The sequence below is a fragment of the Xanthomonas sp. DAR33341 genome (assembly GCF_003992815.1).
In the GTDB taxonomy this organism is placed as follows: Bacteria; Pseudomonadota; Gammaproteobacteria; order Xanthomonadales; family Xanthomonadaceae; genus Xanthomonas; species Xanthomonas cissicola.
Map to the genome: position 1 here is coordinate 117307 of NZ_QEYV01000026.1, position 19733 is coordinate 137039.

General features: G+C 61.8%; 19 protein-coding genes and 3 pseudogenes. 11 read left to right on the forward strand and 11 right to left on the reverse strand.

What is annotated here, in order from left to right:
* The first annotated feature begins 13 nt into the window (after nt 1-13).
* On the forward strand, nt 14-751 hold the full coding sequence (locus EO156_RS11795) for a hypothetical protein (protein WP_026006982.1): 738 nt from the start codon (nt 14-16) through the stop codon (nt 749-751).
* Nucleotides 752-800: 49 nt separating this feature from the next.
* On the opposite strand, the gene EO156_RS11800 is transcribed toward EO156_RS11795, so the two are convergent.
* The 3 genes from EO156_RS11800 to EO156_RS11820 form a co-directional block, all read right to left on the reverse strand.
* Entirely contained in the window at nt 801-1256 is a 456-nt protein-coding gene (locus EO156_RS11800) for a hypothetical protein (RefSeq protein WP_016849860.1), read from the reverse strand.
* Nucleotides 1257-1356: 100 nt separating this feature from the next.
* On the reverse strand, nt 1357-4191 hold the full coding sequence (locus EO156_RS11805; protein WP_155270884.1) for an XVIPCD domain-containing protein: 2835 nt from the start codon (nt 4189-4191) through the stop codon (nt 1357-1359).
* A 44-nt stretch (nt 4192-4235) separates the two neighbouring features.
* Entirely contained in the window at nt 4236-4898 is a 663-nt protein-coding gene (locus EO156_RS11820; RefSeq protein ID WP_016849863.1) for a DUF1629 domain-containing protein, read from the reverse strand.
* A gap of 810 nt (nt 4899-5708) precedes the next feature.
* Between EO156_RS11820 and EO156_RS11825 the strand changes: the two genes are divergently transcribed.
* The 6 genes and pseudogenes from EO156_RS11825 to EO156_RS11860 form a co-directional block, all read left to right on the forward strand.
* On the forward strand, nt 5709-7094 hold the full coding sequence (locus EO156_RS11825; protein ID WP_124632103.1) for a hypothetical protein: 1386 nt from the start codon (nt 5709-5711) through the stop codon (nt 7092-7094).
* Nucleotides 7095-7385: 291 nt separating this feature from the next.
* Entirely contained in the window at nt 7386-7742 is a 357-nt protein-coding gene (locus tag EO156_RS11830; RefSeq protein WP_124632102.1) for an RHS repeat domain-containing protein, read from the forward strand.
* Between the two features lie 363 nt (nt 7743-8105).
* Nucleotides 8106-8318: a ParD-like family protein gene (locus EO156_RS11840; protein ID WP_014091192.1), complete on the forward strand. Its 213-nt coding sequence runs from the start codon at nt 8106-8108 to the stop codon at nt 8316-8318.
* Nucleotides 8315-9085 (forward strand): type I methionyl aminopeptidase, encoded by a 771-nt coding sequence (gene map / locus EO156_RS11845; RefSeq protein WP_011052519.1) that lies wholly within the window; start codon nt 8315-8317, stop codon nt 9083-9085. Before EO156_RS11840 ends, map begins: the two co-directional genes overlap by 4 nt.
* A pseudogene (locus tag EO156_RS24375) lies at nt 9073-9624 on the forward strand (chloride channel protein); the annotation flags it as partial. The gene map and the pseudogene EO156_RS24375, both read left to right, overlap by 13 nt.
* Before the next feature lie 330 nt (nt 9625-9954).
* Nucleotides 9955-10116 (forward strand): annotated as a pseudogene (locus EO156_RS11860) (anti-anti-sigma factor); the annotation flags it as partial.
* Here the strand turns inward: EO156_RS11860 and EO156_RS11865 are convergent.
* Complete coding sequence (locus EO156_RS11865) at nt 10069-10314, reverse strand: hypothetical protein (protein ID WP_003489305.1); 246 nt, start codon at nt 10312-10314, stop codon at nt 10069-10071. The pseudogene EO156_RS11860 and the gene EO156_RS11865 overlap by 48 nt on opposite strands.
* A 197-nt stretch (nt 10315-10511) precedes the next feature.
* Between EO156_RS11865 and EO156_RS11870 the strand changes: the two genes are divergently transcribed.
* From EO156_RS11870 to EO156_RS11880, 3 genes are all read left to right on the forward strand, one after another.
* On the forward strand, nt 10512-10694 hold the full coding sequence (locus EO156_RS11870) for a hypothetical protein (protein WP_016849867.1): 183 nt from the start codon (nt 10512-10514) through the stop codon (nt 10692-10694).
* A gap of 282 nt (nt 10695-10976) precedes the next feature.
* On the forward strand, nt 10977-11207 hold the full coding sequence (locus EO156_RS11875) for a DUF1653 domain-containing protein (RefSeq protein WP_016849868.1): 231 nt from the start codon (nt 10977-10979) through the stop codon (nt 11205-11207).
* Nucleotides 11208-11249: 42 nt separating this feature from the next.
* Entirely contained in the window at nt 11250-11585 is a 336-nt protein-coding gene (locus tag EO156_RS11880) for a hypothetical protein (protein ID WP_016849869.1), read from the forward strand.
* Nucleotides 11586-11689: 104 nt separating this feature from the next.
* On the opposite strand, the gene EO156_RS11885 is transcribed toward EO156_RS11880, so the two are convergent.
* On the reverse strand, nt 11690-11974 hold the full coding sequence (locus EO156_RS11885) for a YciI family protein (RefSeq protein WP_003489298.1): 285 nt from the start codon (nt 11972-11974) through the stop codon (nt 11690-11692).
* A gap of 3 nt (nt 11975-11977) precedes the next feature.
* Nucleotides 11978-12628 carry an NAD(P)H-dependent oxidoreductase gene (locus EO156_RS11890; protein WP_016849870.1) on the reverse strand — a complete coding sequence of 217 codons (651 nt, stop codon included), beginning with the start codon at nt 12626-12628 and terminating at the stop codon, nt 11978-11980.
* Between the two features lie 132 nt (nt 12629-12760).
* On the opposite strand from EO156_RS11890, the gene EO156_RS11895 reads away from it, so the two are divergent.
* Nucleotides 12761-13687 (forward strand): LysR family transcriptional regulator, encoded by a 927-nt coding sequence (locus tag EO156_RS11895; RefSeq protein WP_016849871.1) that lies wholly within the window; start codon nt 12761-12763, stop codon nt 13685-13687.
* A gap of 39 nt (nt 13688-13726) precedes the next feature.
* Here EO156_RS11895 and EO156_RS11900 read toward each other — a convergent pair whose 3' ends face one another.
* The 5 genes and pseudogenes from EO156_RS11900 to EO156_RS11920 all read right to left on the reverse strand — a co-directional run.
* Nucleotides 13727-14512: an alpha/beta hydrolase gene (locus EO156_RS11900; protein WP_016849872.1), complete on the reverse strand. Its 786-nt coding sequence runs from the start codon at nt 14510-14512 to the stop codon at nt 13727-13729.
* Nucleotides 14513-14801: 289 nt separating this feature from the next.
* Nucleotides 14802-15539: a DNA/RNA non-specific endonuclease gene (locus EO156_RS11905; RefSeq protein WP_015463657.1), complete on the reverse strand. Its 738-nt coding sequence runs from the start codon at nt 15537-15539 to the stop codon at nt 14802-14804.
* 584 nt (nt 15540-16123) lie between these two features.
* Nucleotides 16124-18256, reverse strand: a complete 2133-nt coding sequence (locus EO156_RS11910; protein WP_016849873.1) for a methyl-accepting chemotaxis protein — start codon at nt 18254-18256, stop codon at nt 16124-16126.
* Nucleotides 18253-18681: a substrate-binding domain-containing protein gene (locus EO156_RS11915; protein ID WP_011052505.1), complete on the reverse strand. Its 429-nt coding sequence runs from the start codon at nt 18679-18681 to the stop codon at nt 18253-18255. The genes EO156_RS11910 and EO156_RS11915 overlap by 4 nt, the downstream gene beginning before the upstream one ends.
* 11 nt (nt 18682-18692) lie before the next feature.
* Nucleotides 18693-19655 (reverse strand): annotated as a pseudogene (locus EO156_RS11920) (hypothetical protein); the annotation flags it as partial.
* Nucleotides 19656-19733 lie beyond the last annotated feature (78 nt).

Consider the following 19733-nt stretch of genomic DNA (forward strand, 5'->3'; position numbering starts at 1 on the left):
CAGGAATCATTGTATGAATAGCAATCAGGTAGCATCCGGAGACCCAGCCACCAACGCCGGCGAGGCATTGCCAATCCTCAGTAGATTGGAGCAAGCGCGTATGAAGTTTGAGGATGCATCGCAAGCCCTGCGTGATGGATTGAGCAGGAAAAGCGCGATGAAGGAACGTGCCGCAACAATGGCACGCGCTCGCGATGCAGCTGAGGCTGAGGCGACAGCTGCGCGGCAGCAATGGAGCGCTCTATTGCGAGACGCCGATGGCGTACTGACGCGTGACGTTCAGAAGCTGCGCGCAGCCGAACGCTCCGCGTTGACGCTGGTAGAGGAATACGTGTTGATGCAGCAAGAGATCCAATCGTTGCTCGCGGTGGTGGAAATTGAGGTTGCTGAGCTTGCCGAAAAAAGTATCGACCTACACGATGCTGTCGTGAGGCTTGCATCCGGTGAGGCCTTCTCGTTAATGATGGCGCAATCAGGCGACGCAATCGCTACTGCTTTCGTGCTCTTCAGGCGCGCCGAGAATGCGCGGGTGCTGGCTAGGTCGCGGCTCTCTGATGACGAATTGCGCTCAATGTTCTTGCATCAACTGGGTGCCAATCTTGATGCGCACATGCAGGCCGCCGAAGACTCTGCCAAAGGCATCATCGGTGTTCCCGCGCTAGAACTTGGTGGCGTGGACATGGAGCTTGCGAGAAGTCCAGCAAGGCGTTCGCACCTGCGGCAAGAAATGGCGATGTCGAAGATCGCATGATGTGTTGCACCGTCCCTTGCTGACTGAGCAAGGGGCCGTGCAGGCGCTGCTACAGCGTGCGCTGTTGCGGAAGCTGCATATGCTGCTTCTCAATAGGCAGGAGCGAGCGCAGGAAGTCATTCCATTGGATGCTCTCTGCCTGACATCGCGCTTCTATTTTTTCAATTAACCAAGGCGAAAAGGTCATGGCTACGTTGACATAGGACACATAATTTGTCGACTCATCCAAGAACAACTTGAGCATTGCAAGCTCATCACTTGATCTGGCTGCCGTCTGATAGTCGACCACGAACTCCCAGCCGTCGTCGCTATAACCTTCGATGTACGCAATGTGATCACCGTCGTCTGAAGTGAGTGCAGCGATTGTTTCAGGCTCATCACCGGTCGGTCCCTTGTACTCGTACGGCACATCTGGCGCCGCCATGATGCGGGCTTCTGACGCTTCAGCATTTTTGCGTCGTTCCTTGAGCTTCGCTTTTCGTTTTGCGTCGGATTTCTTTGCCATTATTTCTCCAAGCGTTAAGCGTGGTGCAGCCACTCAGATGGCGGGTGATTACCGTCATCGCCGTAGCCTCGCATTCTTTCCAATCAGAAAATCAACCCTGCTATGACATTCTCGGGCCTGTCCTGCTCGGGTCATTCTGGGTCTGGTCGCGTGTTTGCGCTAGCTCCTGCAATCGTGTCTGTTCCTGCGTATCGCGCGTCTGACTCGCAGCCAGGTATTGGTGTTCCGGAGCCGCCGCAAGTGCCTCGCTGGTTGGCATGTGCGCGCGGTTGGCATACGGATCCGGGGACGCGCCCGGTCCAGAGCGCATCACGAACATCGTCACCCCGCCCGGAAGCTTGTCGGTCGGTACGTTCAGTGCGACATCGACCTTGTCGCCGGGCTTGAATCCCGCCTCCACGGCCATTTTGTAGGCGCTCGCAACCATGCGATCGCTGCGCTCATCCCACGGTTTGTTGGCGCTTTCATCAAGCTTGGCGATGGAAGAGCGTAGCTGCTCCACCAATGCAGCATCTTGCGGCTTCGGACCGGCGGCGCTCTGACGATTCACAGATGGCTGCTCGTCTTCACGAGGATCTTGCGATTCAACAGAACGCGCACCCATCTGCATTCCCGGCGCGTTGACCTGTGCTGTGGTCGTGTCCGTGGACGCTGCACGCCCTTGCACGTGGTCGTCATTCAGCGCAGAGGAGCGTCCCGGTGTTGTCTGCGACGACGGCCCGCTGGGCACAGGGGCTTGCGTGGGCGGTGCTGCAGGCTGTTGCGTCTGAGGCGACTGCGCAGGGGGATTGGGCGAGGTGGCATTGGCAGGTATGGCTTGCTGCCGTTCTGCCTGCAGTATCTCTGCTGCCGTCGTGGTCGCCCTGATCTCCATGCGGTCGTCGTTCTGGCCAACCACCGTGGCGATTGAGCCATCTTTCTGCAGCTGCAGGAAGAAGGGCATCTGCTTGCCCGTGTCGCGCGCATGGTCTTGGGCAACTGCTGCCGTTGCCGCATCGATCTGCGCATCGGTGCGTGTAATGCCGGCGCGCGCGTACATCCCGGCCACCTGGCTGTGCAAGTCGCTCTGTGTCGGTGTGGGATTGCTGCGTGCGACCTCCGCCATCGACGCCATGTCTTGAAGACCGGCCTGTTGGCTCTGCCACGTGCGGTTCAATTCCTCGCGCGTGTTGCCGGTAGCTGCATTGGTGCCATAGAGCATGCCGGGCGTGGTCCATTCGCCGCTGGCGTCGCGAGTATAGGAGTTGCCGTCAGAAGCCTGTAAGGGCTGCGGCTGCGTGCGCGCGTTCGTGATGGCCTGGGGCACCGGTTCGCGATTGGCGAACTCATTCCAGCCGAACTGGTTGTAGGCGATCTGGTAGCGGGCCGCTGTTGCTTCCGGCGTGTTGGCGGCGTTCTGCGCAATGATCGTCTGCGACTGCTGCTCCAAGCCACTCGCACGCTCCGCACTGACCGGCGCGTTACGCGTGATTGGTATCTTGCCGTCAATGTTTTCCCTGATTTCAAGCTGCCACCCGCCCGTCTGCGCATCGCGCACATAGTCGCGGCCCGTTTCAAACGGTTCGCGCGGCGGATGCGTTTCGTTCTTGGCATCCAGGCGATACGGATCCTGTGGCTTTGGCGAATTTGCCAGTCCGAGCGAATAGGAGTCGTTAGCCGCTCGATAGTTGAGTTCATCGGCGAGGCGGCCAGCCGCAACCAGGCGTGTTTCCTGGTAGCCACCGCTTGGTAGTGGAGCGCTCACCGTTCGCGTCCAAGTGCCTTGTGGATCCTCTGGGTTGCGGGTCCACTCATTGCCGCTGCGGTCTGGCTGTGTATAGATCCGGTCGACGTCCTGCTTCTCGGCCCAGCGTTCGCCAAGGTAGGCGCCGGCTACTCCGCCGACCAGGCCGGTCGCGAGTGCGCCTGGACCGGTCCAGGCGCCGGTGGCAGCGCCGTAGCCCGCACCAAGCAGGAAGCCACCAGCGATACCGCCAGCATTGCGTCCAACAAAGTGCGTGGCTGCTGACGCGGCCCCGGTGTCGTTGCCTTGCGTATGTAGCTGGACTACGCGGTGGCCGGTTACGGTGAAGTCGTAAGCCATCAGCGCCACGCCGGCGGCACCCGCGACGCGAGCACCAGAAAGCCCGCGCGCTCCAGCCGTTTCTGCGGCAGCAAGCCCTTCGCCGGCCACGATGCTGCCTTCACCTGGGACGCCGGGCATCCGGGGCGCAGTCGGTGGCCGTGCCAGGATCGGTGGCATTTCTTGAGGAAAGGTGAGGCGCAGACGCGCCTCCATCGGTTGTGTGATTGGCAGGCGCCCGGCTTGGTTCGCTTCAGCAACTGCTTCGCCCAGTGATTGCCGGCCGCCCCATCTATCACTGAGGGTGGATGTTCCCGGCTGATCGATCGCGTCCAACGCAAGTTGGACATTGCCTTCAGACCGCGTCACGCCGGCCCAGCGCGCCTCTGCTGCGGCCATCTTCCCCACATCGGCAATCTGCCCAGCATGACTTTGTTGGTAAGCCGCGAGATCGCCATGAAAGGCCCGGATCTTTGCGTTCGCTTGCTGTGGGGTCATGCCCTGCGGTGTGTTACTTACAAGGTCGCCATTGACCAAGCCCACCTTGAGTGTGTCGGTCAGGCCGTTGACTCTAGCCGCGATGCGCTGTGCTGCGGCTTGATCGCCGCGCAGCGTTGCTTGCCCGTCGGGGGACAGTTCCAATCTTTCAAGCCGATTCGCAAGTTCCTCTGAGTACGCCCCAAGCGGTCCACCGGGGTGAGGCGACAAACCCATCCTCGCGGCCAGTGCTTGGTCCGCAGGAAGATTGAGGATGTTGCGTGGACCATGCAGCTCGAACAGGCCACTTCTTGAAAGCGACTGCAGCAAGCGGCTTTCACTGAAAGCCGCTTGCTCAATGACATGGTGCCCTTGGAAAGCCGGTGTATCAGCCATCGGTGCAACTCCCGCTCAGAAATCCGTATCGAGGGTTTGACGCGTCAGAGGTCTGCGGCGTCTCGCAGCGAAGGGCCGCTAAGTTGGGCTGCGCTCAAGGCATCGAACAGAACGCGGTCACAAATGGCCTCGGTTCCTAGGCGTGATTGACGGAAGATGTGGGCGTTACCAACGACTTCGCGCTTAAATACAAGGCTTGCACCGCCGGAGACGCTGTAGAAGTTGAGGTCTTCCCCTGTCTCGTAATCGTGTTCGATCTCGATCTGAACCCGCGATTCACTCTCATCAAGCGCATCAAGCCAACGCGTCACACTGCAGAGGTAGTACTGAGGACCCTGCGTGCCGTCGGCAAGGGTGAAGTCGCAAGCCGCAAAGGCGAAGCCTTCCGAATCGATGGCGTCGAACACCTGCTTCAATGCTTCCGAAACGATCCAGATGCCCGCCAGCTTCTCGAAATCACGCGGCATCTCTTGCTGTCCCGGCACCTGCACTAGGTGTGGCCTCACCGGATACTGGCTTGGATCACCATTGGGTGGATCCATGGTGTTCATGCCAGGGGGCAGAAGCAGCTCTTCGTTGGCAATCTTCAAGCCAGCGCTCTGACCATTGCCCCGAAAGCTTGGGCGGAGGACAAAAAATTCCCCCAGGTGGGAGTCGCTCGCGACGGTGACGGGGATTGCTGCCTCATCGTTCATGGTGATTTCCATCGTGGACGGGTGCGCCGCAGATCGCAGCTGATTCCTTTGGTCTGAGGGATTCTATGGCAATAGGCGGCATGCCTGTAAGGCAGGTGGCTGAGCATGCGCTAGGAAGACCTCCGCTCCTGAAACACCGTTACCCATGTTACGGATTGTTACCAGGCGGCCGGGCGAAGGCTGTGAGCGTAGATCTTTGATATCAAAGGAATTCGGCCTGCCAGTTACCGGCGTTACCTCTGTTACCAGCTAAAACTGCATGTCGGAGATACGGCTCAGGCGACATGAAGGTACCGGCCGGTGGATATGGCCCACGGCACAAGGCAGCAGGGCACCTCACCACAGCTCAGCCCGCCTGGTTGGGCTAGAGCAAGCGTTACCGCAATGGTGATACTGATCCGCCATCCATAGCGTTGGTCAAACTCAGTAAGTAGAGAGGATTTTTCTTGTTGAACGCGCTTGGACGGTGGTTCTTAGGTCTGCCAGGCTGCCGCCAACCTGGCATCCATTTGCTGGCTGGGTCTAGCGTTCCGCACACCTAGCCGGTGCAGGGATTCGCAGGGATATCGTCACCCCTGGAGTGCCACCCATAGCGTTGCTGCGGTTGCGTCTGCGTGCATTGCAGGTGGTGCAGCAAAAGCACCATACGAAGCGTGCAGGCGTGGCGGGGCGACGATTGCGCGCGCCCAGGTGGGCTACTCGGCGGAGGTAGTGAGCAAGCAGACGCATCCGCTAGCGCGGCTATAAGGACTGCCTTGGGTGATTCGTCTCTACTTCCAAGCTGTAGGATGGCTTCTCACAGTCAGTTAGCGGGGGGACACAATGCAGACCATTTCTGCATATCTGTTAGAGAAGAAAGGGCTCAGCAATAACCTTCGTCAGGTCCGCATGAGTTCAGTTAATGCGAGCATTGATAGATGGCTCGTATCAAAGGGCGTGGCAGATGCCTCTCAGAATTCAGGAGCCTTTACTTCTGAAACCCCTGGAGGTGGAGGAACCTACACGCGCGAAATAGTGGAGGTGGACGGGCATTACGCCGAGGAAGTAATCCTGCGCGAGAGAGCTAACGTGGCACAGGAGTTTTTAACTCGTGTATGCCTCGTAGGGACAGCTGATCGAGTAGCGGTCTATGCGTCTGTTTCCGCAAGTAGTGTGGGCACTAAGATCGCACCCAGGCCCACTAGTGCGCGTTGCCCTGCAGTTCTTCGAGACGTCATACGTGAGCATAGGGATTGGGAGATCGACGGGGCTGCGCTTCCCTCGGGACGACCCCAAGCATTCTTGGGTAACGAAGGAGGCGAAGAAGTTTGCCGGATAGTTCTTTCCGGTCAGCGAAGATTCCCGCTGATCCTCATCTCTGAGTTTGAGGAAGAATTCATATGGGATGGGCTTGACAGGAAATTGGCGTCCGACCTTGTAGGACTCGGCTACGTTGCGTCGATAGACGCCGACGCAGGGTGGGAAATCTCTAACCGGCTTGGTAAGCGAGGGGCATGCTTCGATGGAGCTATCCGGATCTATTGGCCGAATATTGGTACATCCCTTGATCAGCTGGTAAGCACGGTGTGGACGCCTGAAAGGATTCTAGATGTTCCCGCAAGCGCGAATGCAGAGGACCGCTTTCGAGAAATGCTGCGGCAGCGGGTTATGGCGGCTTCTGCGCTATCAATCTCTGAGCCTGAGGAAGTAAGCCGAACTTTTAGAGCACAGGCGAGGAAAAAATTAGCGGACTTGCAGGGCAGTGCCGGCAAGATCGAAGAGGTCTATGAAATTGCCAATAGCTTGGCTGATGATCTCGACCAGGCAAAGCGTAAAATAGTTGAACTTGAGATCGCAATCTCTGTTGAAACGACACGCGCCGAAAACGCCGAAGTTCAGCTGCTCTACTCACGTTCCGGCGCTCAGGGAGGAAACTACCCAAGTGAGGACGTTTCGTCCGAAGATTCAGATGAAAGTGGCGCGGATGTCGGTAGCGGGAGAGAGGAGATTGAACCGGGAGCTACAATCTTTTACAAGAAAGTTTCCTCCACGCCAAATTACGACATCATGCAGCGACGCGGTGATTGCGGGCACAATCGCTGGGAGTCTGCTCATGCGGCCGACAAAGCCTGGAAGGGTGTTGAGAGATACGAGGGTCGAGATGGTTGGAAGTCCTTTCTTCACTGCGCCAGGTGTAAGGGCGGCGGGATGTGGAAGGTCTCCTGGTAGCCTGACAACGAACTCCACCTCGAATCAATGGCGGTAACTATGGCGGTAACATGGCTCGCAGAATTGCCTTGGGCCTTTATTCTACGGGAGTATCCGGACCTTATTCGGTAGATGGTGGGCCCACCATAAGCATCCATGCGGCAATCGGGTGTTGTGCGCATCTTGATGATGAGCAGTTGCTGGAAGTGAACCTGCTCCCTTCGGTGACGACCAACGCGTACCGATGCGACAGGTTTGGTCGAGTCATGGATCTACGCTCTCTCCGATCGGGTCAAGACCCACATCGATCGCATGAAAAAGGTGGTCAGCTTCGTTTACGACGAGTTAGGGCGTGCAACGACAACGACCTATCAAGATGGCAACACCATCACCGCAACCTACGATGCAGGAAATCGCCTGCGCAAGTTGGTCGATACTGCAGCGGCAGGTGCGTTGAGTTGGGACTACGACGATTATGACGCAGTCATTGCTGCGTCCACCCCTCAAGGCAATGTCACTTACGTGTACGCCCTTGTAGGGCGTCGCAAGGGAATGTTGGCGGCGGCCAGCCGAGGGGCTAATACACCTACGACACCGCTGATCTCCCGCGACGGATCGCCCAGGGCACGGAAAACGTGCTGTTTGACTATGATGATGTCGATCGTCTGAGTCTGACGACGCTACCCAACGGGGTCGCAGTTGGTCATACCTGTGACAATGCCGACCAGCTGACCGGACTGGCTTGGCAAAAGGCAGGCCAAGCTTCTACTGGCAATATCGGCTATTGCTACAACTCGCTTGGCCAGATTGTCGGCCAGACCGGCGGTTTCAGTAGTCAGGCGCTACCGGCAGCCAGCACAGGTGCAAGTGGCTTCGATGATGCCAACCGGCAGTTGAGCTACAACAGCCAAGCCCTGACCTACGAGGACAAGGTACAGGCATTGCCCTCGACGGCGCGCCCCGCTCCGAAGCGATTGCGCGCAAATATATGTTTCATATACGATCCGTATATCGAATCAAACAGGAGCCACCATGGGCATCGTCAATATCGACGACGACCTGCACGACCAACTGCGCCGTGCGTGCACGGTGAGTAGCCGCTCGATCAATGCGCAGGCCAATTTCTGGATCAAGGTCGGCATGCTGTGCGAAATGCATCCTGATACGACGTTTCAGCAGATCGTGGCCGAACAGTTGCGCGCGGCGGGCGTGCGACCGCAAGCCTTGAAACCGGGCCGGGCGTGATCAAGTCGCCCGACGAGATCGCGCTGATGGCGGTGTCTGGTCAGCTCCTAGCGCAGGTATTCAATGCGCTGGATCGCTTGCCGCTGGAAGGTCGCAGCACGCTGGAACTCAACGAGTTTGTCGAGCGCATGATTGTCGATGAGCTCGACGCACGGCCTGCGAGCAAGGGGCAGTACGGTTTCGAATTCGTACTCAACGCATCCATCGACGATGTGGTGTGCCATGGCGTGCCATCGGCCGATGACGTGTTGCGGAGCGGGCAGATCGTCAACGTGGACATTACGCTGGAAAAGAATGGCTATATCGCCGATTCCAGTACTACGTACCTGGTGGGCGAGGTCGCTTACCCAGCGCGTCGGCTGGTGCAGGCCACGTATCAGGCGATGTGGAAAGGGATTGCAGCGGTGCGCCCGGGCGCGCGCTTGGGCGATATCGGCCATGCCATTGCGCGGCACGCGCACGCGCACGGCTACAGCGTGGTCAAGGAATACTGCGGGCACGGCATCGGCCGTGAGATGCATGAAGACCCGCAGATTCTGCACTACGGCCACGCGGGCACCGGGTTGGCATTGCAGGAAGGCATGGTGTTCACCATCGAGCCGATGATCAACCAGGGCCGTGCGGCGATCCGCTCGCAACCGGATCAGTGGCCGGTGCATACGCGCGATGGCAAATTGTCGGCGCAGTTCGAGCATACCGTGGCGGTGACGCGTACTGGCGTGCGTGTGTTGACCTTGCGGCCCGGCGAAGTGCCTCCAGTGCGGTAATGGTGGCGGTGTTGGTGGCCAATACCGTCGTGCGGCAGGTGTTGGGTTATTCGTTCTCCACCTGGCGGCTGCATCTGCGCGGCGAAAACATCCGCAGTGCGCACGATGTGGGCTGGGTGCGCAATCTGTCGGCTGGCAAGATGATGCCAAGGATGCCAACCACACCGCGCGACATCAGCATGGCCGAATTTCCGGCGGCGGTTCCCGTTGGGTTCCACGCAACGCATGGTGCGGGACGATGCAGACGGACACGATGCCGGCGTGGTGCCGCTGGCCGTGCTGTACGCCGACAATGTGCAGCCGGACGTGCCGGTCGGCGACTATGCCAAGCACCACGATGCGGTGCTGCTGGCCGACGCCGACATCGTGGCGATCATGAAGGTCTTCGATACGACACAGGCCGACGAGTTGGCCGTGATCGACAGCGATCGCAAGGTACTGGGCGTGCTGTCGGAGGGATTCGTACGCAAGCGCTACGCCGGAGAACTGGAAAGCGCGAGCGCGAACTGATGGGCGAACGTGTTGTGAGCGACGACTGAGCCGCCCGCTGTCAGCAATGGCTGCGCACACGCGTGCGCATCGTTGACCGTTGTCTGATGTTCGATGCGGATACACAAGCGCGCCCTCGGGTTGTCCGGGCTGGCCTGAGCGCATTAGTATCGCCACTCGTCAAGAACGATCTCCTTGAACACATGACGCCACCCTGACCTAAGGCCTCACGCGCTCGCAGGTGCTGCGAAGGTCCAGGTGTTTGACGTGCATGTAATGCGCCGTGTGGTTGCCGGCGCACGGAGGAGTTCAATGTCCAGAAGTTTCCCGCTGCGCCAGCAGTGGCTCGGCAACGTGCGTGGCGATGCGCTCGCCGGCATTGGGACATCAGTGCAGTGGCAGCGCTGGATCGGGTGGTGCTCAAACTGCGCGCGCACGGCGCCGAGGTCGAGGTGGCTGGCGTGAATCAGGCCAGCGACACGCTGATCGACAAACTAGGGACCCATCGGCGCGATGGCGCGCGGCTGCAGCTCGGTCACTGAGCTGTGTTGTTCGCGCCCAGCCAGCGCGGCCGTCGGCGAGGCCGATTGGCGTGCATGCGCGTCCAGCAACGCGGACAGGCGACGATGGCAATCGCGAAAGGCCAGTGCGGAGGCCGGCATGTCGCAGGCGTCGAAGGTGCGTGCCTCGGCCTTCCAGGAGGCGAGCAGGTCTTCCAGATCGCTGATCAAGCTCGGCATGGTGTTTCCTCGGTAGGCGTCTTGCTGTCTACGGGGAGAGGCGATGGGCAGATGCAAACCGGCGCGGCGTCATCCGGCCCCAAGCCCGAATGGTTCAGATACTGCGATGGCCGCCGCGTTTTTTGCGTGCGGCACACGTGCGCATCACACCGCCGGGAGGAGGGTGGGCAGGCGGTCTTCTGCCGCGGGAGCTGACCATGAGCAACAACCAGAACGCCAACCGGGGTATCGACGACCCGACGCCACCCAACGGCGTCAAGGCACCGGGCAAGAACGAAGACCTGCTGCAGGACGGGCCTGCGCAGGACAGCGAGATCGACGACGACGACAGCATCGAGGACGAGCTGGATGAGGAAGACGAGGACGAAGAGGACGCCTGAGCTTGGTTCTACGGTGGGCACGCGATTGCTGCGCGACCTGATGGCGCAGGACAGGCATCCGATGCTGTCGACGGCACGAGGTGCCACGGCCGCCGCTGGATTTGCCGCCGGTCCGCGTCTTTCAAGGCCGGCGGCCAGCGACACGGTGGACCCGGCCGGCCGACAATGCGATGCCTGTGGACGTCAGCCGTTACGCCGGCGGCCAGCTTCAACGCAAGACGGCTCGCCACACCTTGCCTGCGGTCCTAAACTCCGGGGCCTTTCGATCGCGTTGCTACCGCCATGGACACTCTGCCGCCGTTACCTTCCATCGCACTGGGCGATTACCGTCATTTCAAAGGCGGCCGCTATGAGGTGCTCGGGGTGGTGCGCAGCAGCGAAACCCTGGAGCCGCTGGTGCTGTATCGGCCACTGGAGAGCGATATCGGGTTGTGGGTGCGCCCGTATGCGATGTTCGTCGAGCAGGTCGAGGTGGACGGTGTTGCCCGCGCTCGCTTCGAACGCGTGGAGTGAGCGCCGCGATGCGGCAACCGCGCGCCTGGTCTTGAGCGCGCGATGACTGCCGCGACCACGCCCCTCAAGACGCCCGACGGCCGTTACCTCATCGTGCGAGCGCGCCTGTGGCGCACCAGCAACCCGCACCTGAGCGAAGAGGTGCGTGCCGCGTTGGTCAGCGCACTCATGGATGCGCGACGCGCGGTCAAGGCCGCCAAGCGCGACGACGACGCACAGCGCCTGCTGGCCGCGCGCCGCGCGGTCGATGCAGCCAAGGTCGCCTTGGGTGAGCGCGGCACGGTGTGGTGGAGCGATGGTGCCAAGGATTTCAACCGGCATCTGGTCAAGAACACCCCGTACGCCGCGTGGTTTGCGGCAAGTGGCGCCGCGCCCTAGCCTGCACGCGTCGACATGCCTGCAGGTCGCGTTTGACAACGACGCCTGTGTCGCTACGACGCAGGCCCTGGGCGTGGGGTCGCATCCCATCGGCATCGTCTCTTTCAACCAGGCAAAAATCCTTTGGCACGCAGCGCGGGCTCGAAACGGCGTACGCCGACATCCACCAACTGATGCAGCACGAACGGGTCTTGCGCCACGACCCGATCCAGTGCCGAGGCATCGGTGCTGTTTGCCAGCACGATGCCGCCAAGACCATCGGCCAATGGGCCGGCCGCGAGGAACAGCCCAGTGTCGATATGCTTCCGCAGCCATTGCTTGTGGGCGTCCAGATGTGCGGCCAATGCCGGCGGGGCGACCCGATAGGTGAGGGTGATGAGATGCAACATGGCTCAGGCCTCCACGCGTGTGTGCACGACACCGCGCGCGACACTGCGCACGACATCGGCGATGGATGCCTGCGCACTGATCAATGCTGCCGCAGCCGGCTCCGGACCGCGCGACTGATTTTCCGCGCGCACAAAGTACACGTCGCGCACGCCTAGAAAGCCGAATGTGGCGGTCAGGTACGCTTCCTGAAAATCCAGTGAAGCCATCGGCCCTTGCGCGTACATGCCCCCGCGCGATGACGCCACGATCAGCTGCTTGCCGCCGGCCAGGCCTTCGGGCCCGTTCGCGGTATAGCGAAACGTGCGGGCGGGCTGGGCGATGCGATCGATCCAGGCCTTGAGTTGGGTCGGCACCGAAAAGTTGTACATCGGCGCGCCGATCACCACGATGTCGCTGGCGAGGAATTCGTCCACCAGTTGCTCGGACAACGCATGTTCGGCCACCGACGCCGCGTCGCTGTCGGGTTGCGGCAGTGGGCGGAAGCCGGCAGCAATCGCGCCGGAAAGGTGCGCGATGGGAGCCGCGGCAAGGTCGCGATAGGTGGCATGGAGATCGCCAATCGCCGCGTGCAGGTCCTGCACCACCTGGGCGGTGAGCCGACGGGAGACCGACGTGTCGGTCAGGATGCTGGAATCGAGATGGAGCAAGCGCATGGTGGGCTCGTGTGCTGTGGTCGGTGGCGGCACTGTACGGAGTGGTCCCGTGCGCAGGTAGGTCGCTGGCGGATGACAAACTGTCCTGCCTGGCAGGACAATGACGGCCTCCTCGCGTGGGGTTTGATTCAGATGGAAGACCTCAACGACTTCGCGCTGCTGGCGGCGGTGGTCGACCACGGCAGCTTCTCGGCGGCCGGTCGCGCGTTGGGGTTTCCCCGCTCCAAGGTCAGCCGGCGGGTGGCAGATCTGGAGCAACGCCTGGGCGTGCGGCTGTTGCAGCGTTCAACCCGTGCGGTCAGCCTCACCGAAGTCGGTGCCGAGTTCTATACGCACTGCAAATCCATCACCCGCTCGGCGCAATGGGCGCTGGATGTGGCCGAGCGCGCCACGCAGCATCCCTCCGGCCGGATCCGGGTGAGCTGCCCGACCGGTGTGGCGCATCTGTTTCTGGCCGAGCTCTTGCCGCGCTTTTTGTTGACGTATCCGGACGTGCAGGTGGATCTGGAGCTGACCAGTCGCCGGGTGGAACCGATTGCCGAAAGCATCGACGTGGCGATACGGGTGCGTTCGAGCCTGGACGATTCGGGCTTGATCCTGCGTTCGTTCGGCGTCAGCCGGCAGGTCTTGGTGGCAAGCCCAGGCTTCGTGCACGCGCATGGGCCGTTCGTCTCTGCCGCGGCATTGCACGAGGTACTGGGAATGGGCCCGCGTGGCGTCAATGGCGAGCCGCCCCGGTGGCGGCTCACCAGCCCGCAAGGCACCAGCGAACTGGTGGACTACCGTTCGCGCTTGTTCACCGAGGACGTCGAGCTGCTGCACCACGCTGCGTTGGCCGGCATGGGCGTGGCGCAGTTGCCGCTGGCCCTGTGCAGGGGCAGCATCGCCCGTGGCGAACTGGTGGTGCTGTTGGGCGACCACACGTTGCCGGTGCATCAACTACACGCCGTGTATCCCTCGCGTCGCGGACTGGCGCCGGGCGTGCGCGCCTTGATCGAGTTCCTGGTCGACGCCCTGCCTGCGGTGCTGGAGAGCGCCGAACACGGCGTGTCGGGCTAGCGCATGCAGGGCCCGCCGCGACACGCTGGGTCCGTGCGCTCACTGCGATGGAGTACCGATGGAGCGCGCGGCACGTGCAATGAACTCGGCCACCTTGGCTGGCTGCGCTACCAGCGAAAGATGGCTGGATGCGATGCTGGTGCTGGTGGCGCCGATCTGTTTGGCGATGGCGCGCTGCACATCCGGACGCAACGCATTGTCGTTGTCGGTGATCAGGTACCACGTCGGTTTGCGATGCCACGCAGCCTGCGTGACCGTATCGTCGAATGCGGCGGCGGTCATCGGTTGCTGGACGGCGGCAAGCTGCCTGACCTTGGCCAGCGGCACATCGGCGGCCATCACATGCTGGTAGGCCGCCGCATCGTCGAGCCAGACCAGGCCATGCGCATCCGGCTGCAGACCTTCCATCGGCGCTTTCAGGCGTGCCAGCAGCGTGCCGACCGACTCGCCGGTATCGGGTACCAGGGCCGACAGATAGACGATGCCTTTGACGTTATCGGCGTTGCCCGACTCGGTCACCACCGCGCCGCCCCAGGAGTGCCCGACCAGCAGTACGTCGCCGCGTTGTCGCTCCAGCACGCGACGGGTCGCAGCGACGTCGTCCGCCAGCGAAGTGAGCGGATTCTGTACCGCGGTGACGCGATAGCCCTGGCGCTGCAACGCGCCGATCACGCCCGACCAGCTGGAGCCATCGGCAAATGCGCCATGCACCAGCACGATGGTGGGCAAGCCCTGCACAGGTGCGGCAGTTGCCGGGCTGGCCGCGAAGATCGACAGGGCACTCAGCAAGGCGAGGCCGGCGTTGGCAGATAAGGACGATGGCATGAGCGTGATCGCAGGAGTGGTAGCGAGAGTGCGATCCAGCATATGTCGGCTATTGGTCATCAAAACAGCGCAGACCTCGCCGACAAATGTGGCAGCGCTGACACATCTGACATATGTCCGGTACCCGCGCCCGCCATCCATTCCACCGGCATGCCGGCTCTGCGATGGGCGCGTCGAGGTGCGCGTAGGCTGCCACACGCGGCATGACGCCATGCACGCATCGCTCGCCACGCCGTGACCCAACCCGGCACAGGCCGGGCTGGGCGTCATGCCGTGGATGCAGGGCGGCTCAGCCCAGGTCGCAATTGCTCGGCTGCGGCCAGGTGGTGGACGGCAGCATGGCTTTGACAGCCGCCGGTGCGCTGATGCCGATGGTGCTGGCGCCGTACAGGTCTTCGAGTTCGTCGATGCTGACGATATAGCTGTCCAGCGAGCCTAGGTTGGCACTATTGGGAATCAGCCAGCTGATGGCGCGCGAGCCGCCGCTCGGGTTGGCGGTGATGACGGTCTTCCAGAAGAAATCCGGTGTGCGGATGCCGTGGCTGCTGAGGAAGTAATCGTTGCTGGTGTCGCTGTAGATCACTCCGCCGTACACCTGCACGCTGGCGATGTCCCGATAGCACTCGGCCACGTTCTCTGCCTGCACCCAGATGCCCTGATTGAAGGTGGCCACCTGCGGCACGATGTTGCTCATGAGGTTGGCGCGGCGGATGTAGGTCGCGTTGTAGTCCATGTGGTTGGACGTCACCAGATGTCCGCGGTCATAGCCGGAACGCACGCTGGCATACGAGGCCGTGGACGTCTGCCCGGCACAGCCGCTGGGCAATTCGGTATCCAGATTGAAGCTGGACGGGCGTGCAGCCGAGCCTGTGTCGGCCTGCAGCACGTATTCGTAACGCAGTGCGGTGCGGTTGGTGCAGTCGTAGGTCAGCGTATAGCCGCCCTTGTTGAGGGTCACCACCTGGGCCTGTGCAGCGGCACTGAAGGTGGTGAGAAGCAGAACGACGAAAAAGGTCTTCAAGCGCATGGGAGTCAATCTCCTTGAAATCATCGGACGCACGAAACCGCCGTCGCGATGCATCAGCACATCGACGTTGGACAACGCGCGCTAAGGGGAGAACAGAGGGCCCGCTGCGTGGCGAGCGCTACAGCTATCGCATGCAAATGTTGCTTGTTGGTGACGTATGCCCAAGGAATGTGCACTGGCAACGGATTTTTGCCAAAAGGTGTGATGGGATGCTCGATATTTTGCGCATACGGCGCATCTGAAATAAGCGCAAGCTTATGGCTAACGCCTGCAGCTGCCGCCCGTTGCGTGTTTCGAAGGCGGCGCTGGTGAGCGACAGGTGCTGCGATCGATGCCAGGCGGCCGGACTCCGCTGACTACTTCGCTGCTTCAGCGCCGAATCCCCGAACGTCCACCATGCTGCAGCGGCAATCGATGCGGCGAAGGTAGGCCACTGCGCGTACAGCGTGAGCCAGCTCTTTTCACCAATGCGGCGCGCGACGCTTCACGTTCGCCTCGGTGCAAATAAAAAACCCCCTTCTGCATTCCATGCAGAAGGGGGTCTTCAGCTTGCAGCATGTCGACCCGCCTGGCGGATCGCCGCATCAGGCGACGTGTTTTTCCAGGTGCTGGGTGGTCGCAGGCTCCAGTTGAAACAGCGACACCAGCTGGGTGAGGGTGCTGGATTGCTTTTCCATCGCGCGCGCGGCGGCCATCGCTTCTTCCACCAGGGCGGCGTTTTGCTGGGTGGTTTCGTCCATCTGGATCACGGTCTGGTTGACCTGCTCGATGCCGCTCGACTGTTCGATGGAGGCAGCGGTGATCTGCCCCATGATGTCGGTGACACGGTTCACGCTGGCCACGATCTCGGTCATGGTGGTGCCGGCCTTGTGCACCAACGCCGAGCCTTCGGCCACCTTGCCTACCGAGGCGTCGATCAAATCCTTGATCTCCTTCGCCGCGCCGGAGGAGCGCTGTGCCAGCGAGCGCACTTCGCTTGCCACCACGGCAAACCCGCGGCCTTGTTCGCCGGCACGCGCGGCTTCCACCGCGGCATTGAGCGCCAGGATATTGGTCTGGAAGGCGATGCCGTCGATGACGCTGATGATCTCGGCAATCTTCTTCGAAGAGGTTTCGATACCCGACATGGTACCGACCACCTGGCTGACCACTTCGCCTCCCTTCGACGCCACGCCGGCGGCGCTACGTGCCAGTTCGTTGGCCTGGCGTGCGTGCTCGGCGTTTTGCTTGACCGTGGCGGTGAGCTCTTCCATCGATGCAGCGGTTTCTTCCAGGTTGGCGGCCTGTTGTTCGGTGCGCCGCGACAGATCCTGATTACCGGCCGCAATCTCGCCGGCGGCAGTATCGATTTCCGACGAAGAATGTTGAATGCGCCCGACGATATCGGTCAGACGTTCCACCGTGGTGTTGGCATCGTCGCGCATGCGGGCGAACACGCCGGCGAAGTTGCCGTGCATGCGTGCGGTCAGGTCGCCGCTGGCGATGGCCTGCAACACCTGCGACAACGCACCCAGGCTCTGGTCCGAGGTACTCATCAGCTGGTTGAGGTCCACCACGATCTGGCGGAAGTCGTGCTCGAACGCGGTTTCGTCGCCACGCGCGGTGAAGTCGCCTGCCGCTGCGGCCGAGGCAAGGCGCTTGATCTCGCCGTTGATCGACAACAGGCTGGCGCGCACGTCGTTGAGCGATTGGCTGATCACCGCCTTCTCGCCCGGCAACGGCTCCAGCTGCTGCGACAAATCGCCGGCAGCATAGCGCTCGGTCAATGCGACGATTTGCATGGTCACTGCGATATGCCCGGCCACCAATGCGTTGCTGGCGCGCACCATGCTGCCGAATTCGCCTGGGAACTCCTGTTCGGCGATACGGTGGCTGACCACGCCGGCTTCGTGTTTTTCGCCCATTTCGGTCTGCGCCTGGATCACGCGGCGCAGCTGACGCTGCATGCTGTCCATTGCCTGCAACAGCTGTCCGACCTCATCGTTGCGGTCGATCGAGATGGCGTTGTCCAGCTTGCCCGACGACACCGCATGCGCGATGCCCACGGCACGGTTGAGCGGTTGGGTGATGGCGCGCGCCACGAGCCAGCCGAATCCAATGCATACCACCGCACCGACCAGGCCCAGGATCAGGCCGGTGATGCTGGCGGTGACCGAGCTGTCCACCGCTTCCTGCACGGTGCCGCGGAAGCGTGCATCGGCGCGCTTCTGCATGGCGGTGAGATTGGTGCGGTACGTCTCCAGCGCCGGTGCCATGGCGCTCATCTGCGCGGCATCGGGTTCGCGTTGCTCCACGAATGCCGCCGCCACGCCCTGCGCCAGGCTGTAGTACCGATCGAACTGCTTGCCCAGACGGGCCAGTTCCTGCGCATTGGCCGGATCGGATTTTTGCAGTTTCACGTAAGAGCCGTGGATCTCGTCGGCCACCGGCTTGGTGGCCGCCAGCATGTCGGCATCGCCTGCTGCCGCCGCGCCATTGAGCCCGTTGATGAGCTTGTCCAGCGCGGCCACATTGCGCGTCATCGCGTCGAGCATCGGGAAATGCACGTCGCGCACCGCTTCCAGGCGATCGTTGTTGCGATGGAACACCAGCGTGCTGAAAGCCACATAGCCCGACAGGCAAACGATTGCCACCGCTGCCGGCATCAGGATTTTCCAGAACAACGGTAGCGACAGGATGCGTTTCATGACATGGCTCTCGAGCAGGTGGGCGATCACGGCTTCAGGACGACCTTGACGCTGGGATCGACGGCGCTGGCACTGATATAGCCGATGGCGCCCGGCGTGGATGCCACCGCCTTCTTGACCGCGTCGTCGCCGCTGACCCGCTTGGGACGCTGCGCCTTGCCGGTGAACATCAGCTGCGACCAATACGATTTCAGCTGCGCCGCATCGCGCTGGGCGACTTTCTTGTAGAACTCATCGCGGGTGGCGACGCCTTCTTCCTGGTCGATCGGCACCGCGGCGCCGCCGCCGGGCAGGCTGTTGGACTTGGCCAGGAAGATCTGCGACACCTGCGCGGCGCTCAGGCTGTCCGGGCCGCCCTTGGCCGACATCACCACAACGACATCGGCACTGGCCGAGAACGCAACCATCGACAACACGGCAAGCACGCAGCCTGCGGAACACGTGGAAAATTTCATTGAGGGCTCTCTTAGAACACGAAGTCGACGGAAGCTGACAGCAGGTTGTAGCTGCCGCCCGGGCGGAAGCCCGGCTGGATGTTGTTCAACGAACCGAACGACCCCGCGTTGTTGTCGATATGGCTGGCCTGCAGCTTGAACGCCATGCTTTCGCGCGCATCCCAACGCAGCGAGGCAGTGAAGCTATGCCGTCCGCTTTCGGCCTGTGCCAGTGCACGCGTCATCACGCCCACCGGGTCCTGGCCGGGTGCGATGGTCGGGCCCTTGCGATCGACGCTGCCGTAGGTGATCGATGGGGTCAGCGTGCCGAAGCGACCGCCCACGCTGACGTAGCCGGAGGTGGTCTTGCCGTTGAGCGAGGGCGAGTAATCGGCCTGGATCACTTCGCTGCGCAGGAACCACTTCCCCGGGTCGTAGGCATAGCCCACGCTGGCGAAGCTGCCGTCCACGCCGTAGGTGGTCAGGCGATCGGCCAGTGCCGGGTTGATGCGCTGGTAGACCGAAAACAGGCGCTGCAGCGACGGTGTATCGAAATCGGTGGTGCCCACGATATAAGCTGCGCGAAAGGTCGACGCACCCGATTCCAGGCCCAGTGCCAGGCCACGCATGGCGTACACATCGGCTTTCTTGGAGTTGATGCGACCGTAGAAGCCCTGCACGCTGACCACGCTTTCGCCGGCGTTGATGGTGTACACGCCTTCCACGCCGTCCATCGGCAGCAGGTAGTTGTAGACCTCGTATGGCGGGCGCACCCATGGGGTGGCATAGCCCACGCGCTGGTACTCGGAGAGCATGTACAGCGGCGCGGTGATGCGGCCCAGGCGGGCGGCGAATTGCGGGCCGAACTGGTACTTCACGTGTGCCAGGGTCACCTTGGGCGCGTAGTCGGCGCGTTCGGCGTATTCGCTGGTCACCTGCAGCACGCCGGTGAACTTGTCGGTGAAGTTGGCATTGACCTGACCGGCGATGCGCGCGTGAACACCAACGCCACGCGCTGGCAAGCCAGGCGTGGCCTATCGAACACGGTGCATCGCACTGGGCGCGCTAGTCAC

Bases quoted from the DNA above. Each gene is read 5' to 3' on its own strand.
- EO156_RS11875 (WP_016849868.1), top strand. From the start codon at position 10,977: ATGGACACTCTGCCGCCGTTACCTTCCATCGCACTGGGCGATTACCGT.
- EO156_RS11840 (WP_014091192.1), top strand. From the start codon at position 8,106: ATGGGCATCGTCAATATCGACGACGACCTGCACGACCAACTGCGCCGT.
- EO156_RS11900 (WP_016849872.1), bottom strand. From the start codon at position 14,512: ATGCCATCGTCCTTATCTGCCAACGCCGGCCTCGCCTTGCTGAGTGCC.
- EO156_RS11820 (WP_016849863.1), bottom strand. From the start codon at position 4,898: ATGGAAATCACCATGAACGATGAGGCAGCAATCCCCGTCACCGTCGCG.
- EO156_RS11880 (WP_016849869.1), top strand. From the start codon at position 11,250: ATGACTGCCGCGACCACGCCCCTCAAGACGCCCGACGGCCGTTACCTC.
- EO156_RS11905 (WP_015463657.1), bottom strand. From the start codon at position 15,539: ATGCGCTTGAAGACCTTTTTCGTCGTTCTGCTTCTCACCACCTTCAGT.
- EO156_RS11895 (WP_016849871.1), top strand. From the start codon at position 12,761: ATGGAAGACCTCAACGACTTCGCGCTGCTGGCGGCGGTGGTCGACCAC.
- EO156_RS11830 (WP_124632102.1), top strand. From the start codon at position 7,386: ATGAAAAAGGTGGTCAGCTTCGTTTACGACGAGTTAGGGCGTGCAACG.
- EO156_RS11825 (WP_124632103.1), top strand. From the start codon at position 5,709: ATGCAGACCATTTCTGCATATCTGTTAGAGAAGAAAGGGCTCAGCAAT.
- EO156_RS11890 (WP_016849870.1), bottom strand. From the start codon at position 12,628: ATGCGCTTGCTCCATCTCGATTCCAGCATCCTGACCGACACGTCGGTC.
- EO156_RS11800 (WP_016849860.1), bottom strand. From the start codon at position 1,256: ATGGCAAAGAAATCCGACGCAAAACGAAAAGCGAAGCTCAAGGAACGA.
- EO156_RS11865 (WP_003489305.1), bottom strand. From the start codon at position 10,314: ATGCCGAGCTTGATCAGCGATCTGGAAGACCTGCTCGCCTCCTGGAAG.
- EO156_RS11795 (WP_026006982.1), top strand. From the start codon at position 14: ATGAATAGCAATCAGGTAGCATCCGGAGACCCAGCCACCAACGCCGGC.
- EO156_RS11870 (WP_016849867.1), top strand. From the start codon at position 10,512: ATGAGCAACAACCAGAACGCCAACCGGGGTATCGACGACCCGACGCCA.
- EO156_RS11805 (WP_155270884.1), bottom strand. From the start codon at position 4,191: ATGGCTGATACACCGGCTTTCCAAGGGCACCATGTCATTGAGCAAGCG.
- EO156_RS11885 (WP_003489298.1), bottom strand. From the start codon at position 11,974: ATGTTGCATCTCATCACCCTCACCTATCGGGTCGCCCCGCCGGCATTG.
- EO156_RS11915 (WP_011052505.1), bottom strand. From the start codon at position 18,681: ATGAAATTTTCCACGTGTTCCGCAGGCTGCGTGCTTGCCGTGTTGTCG.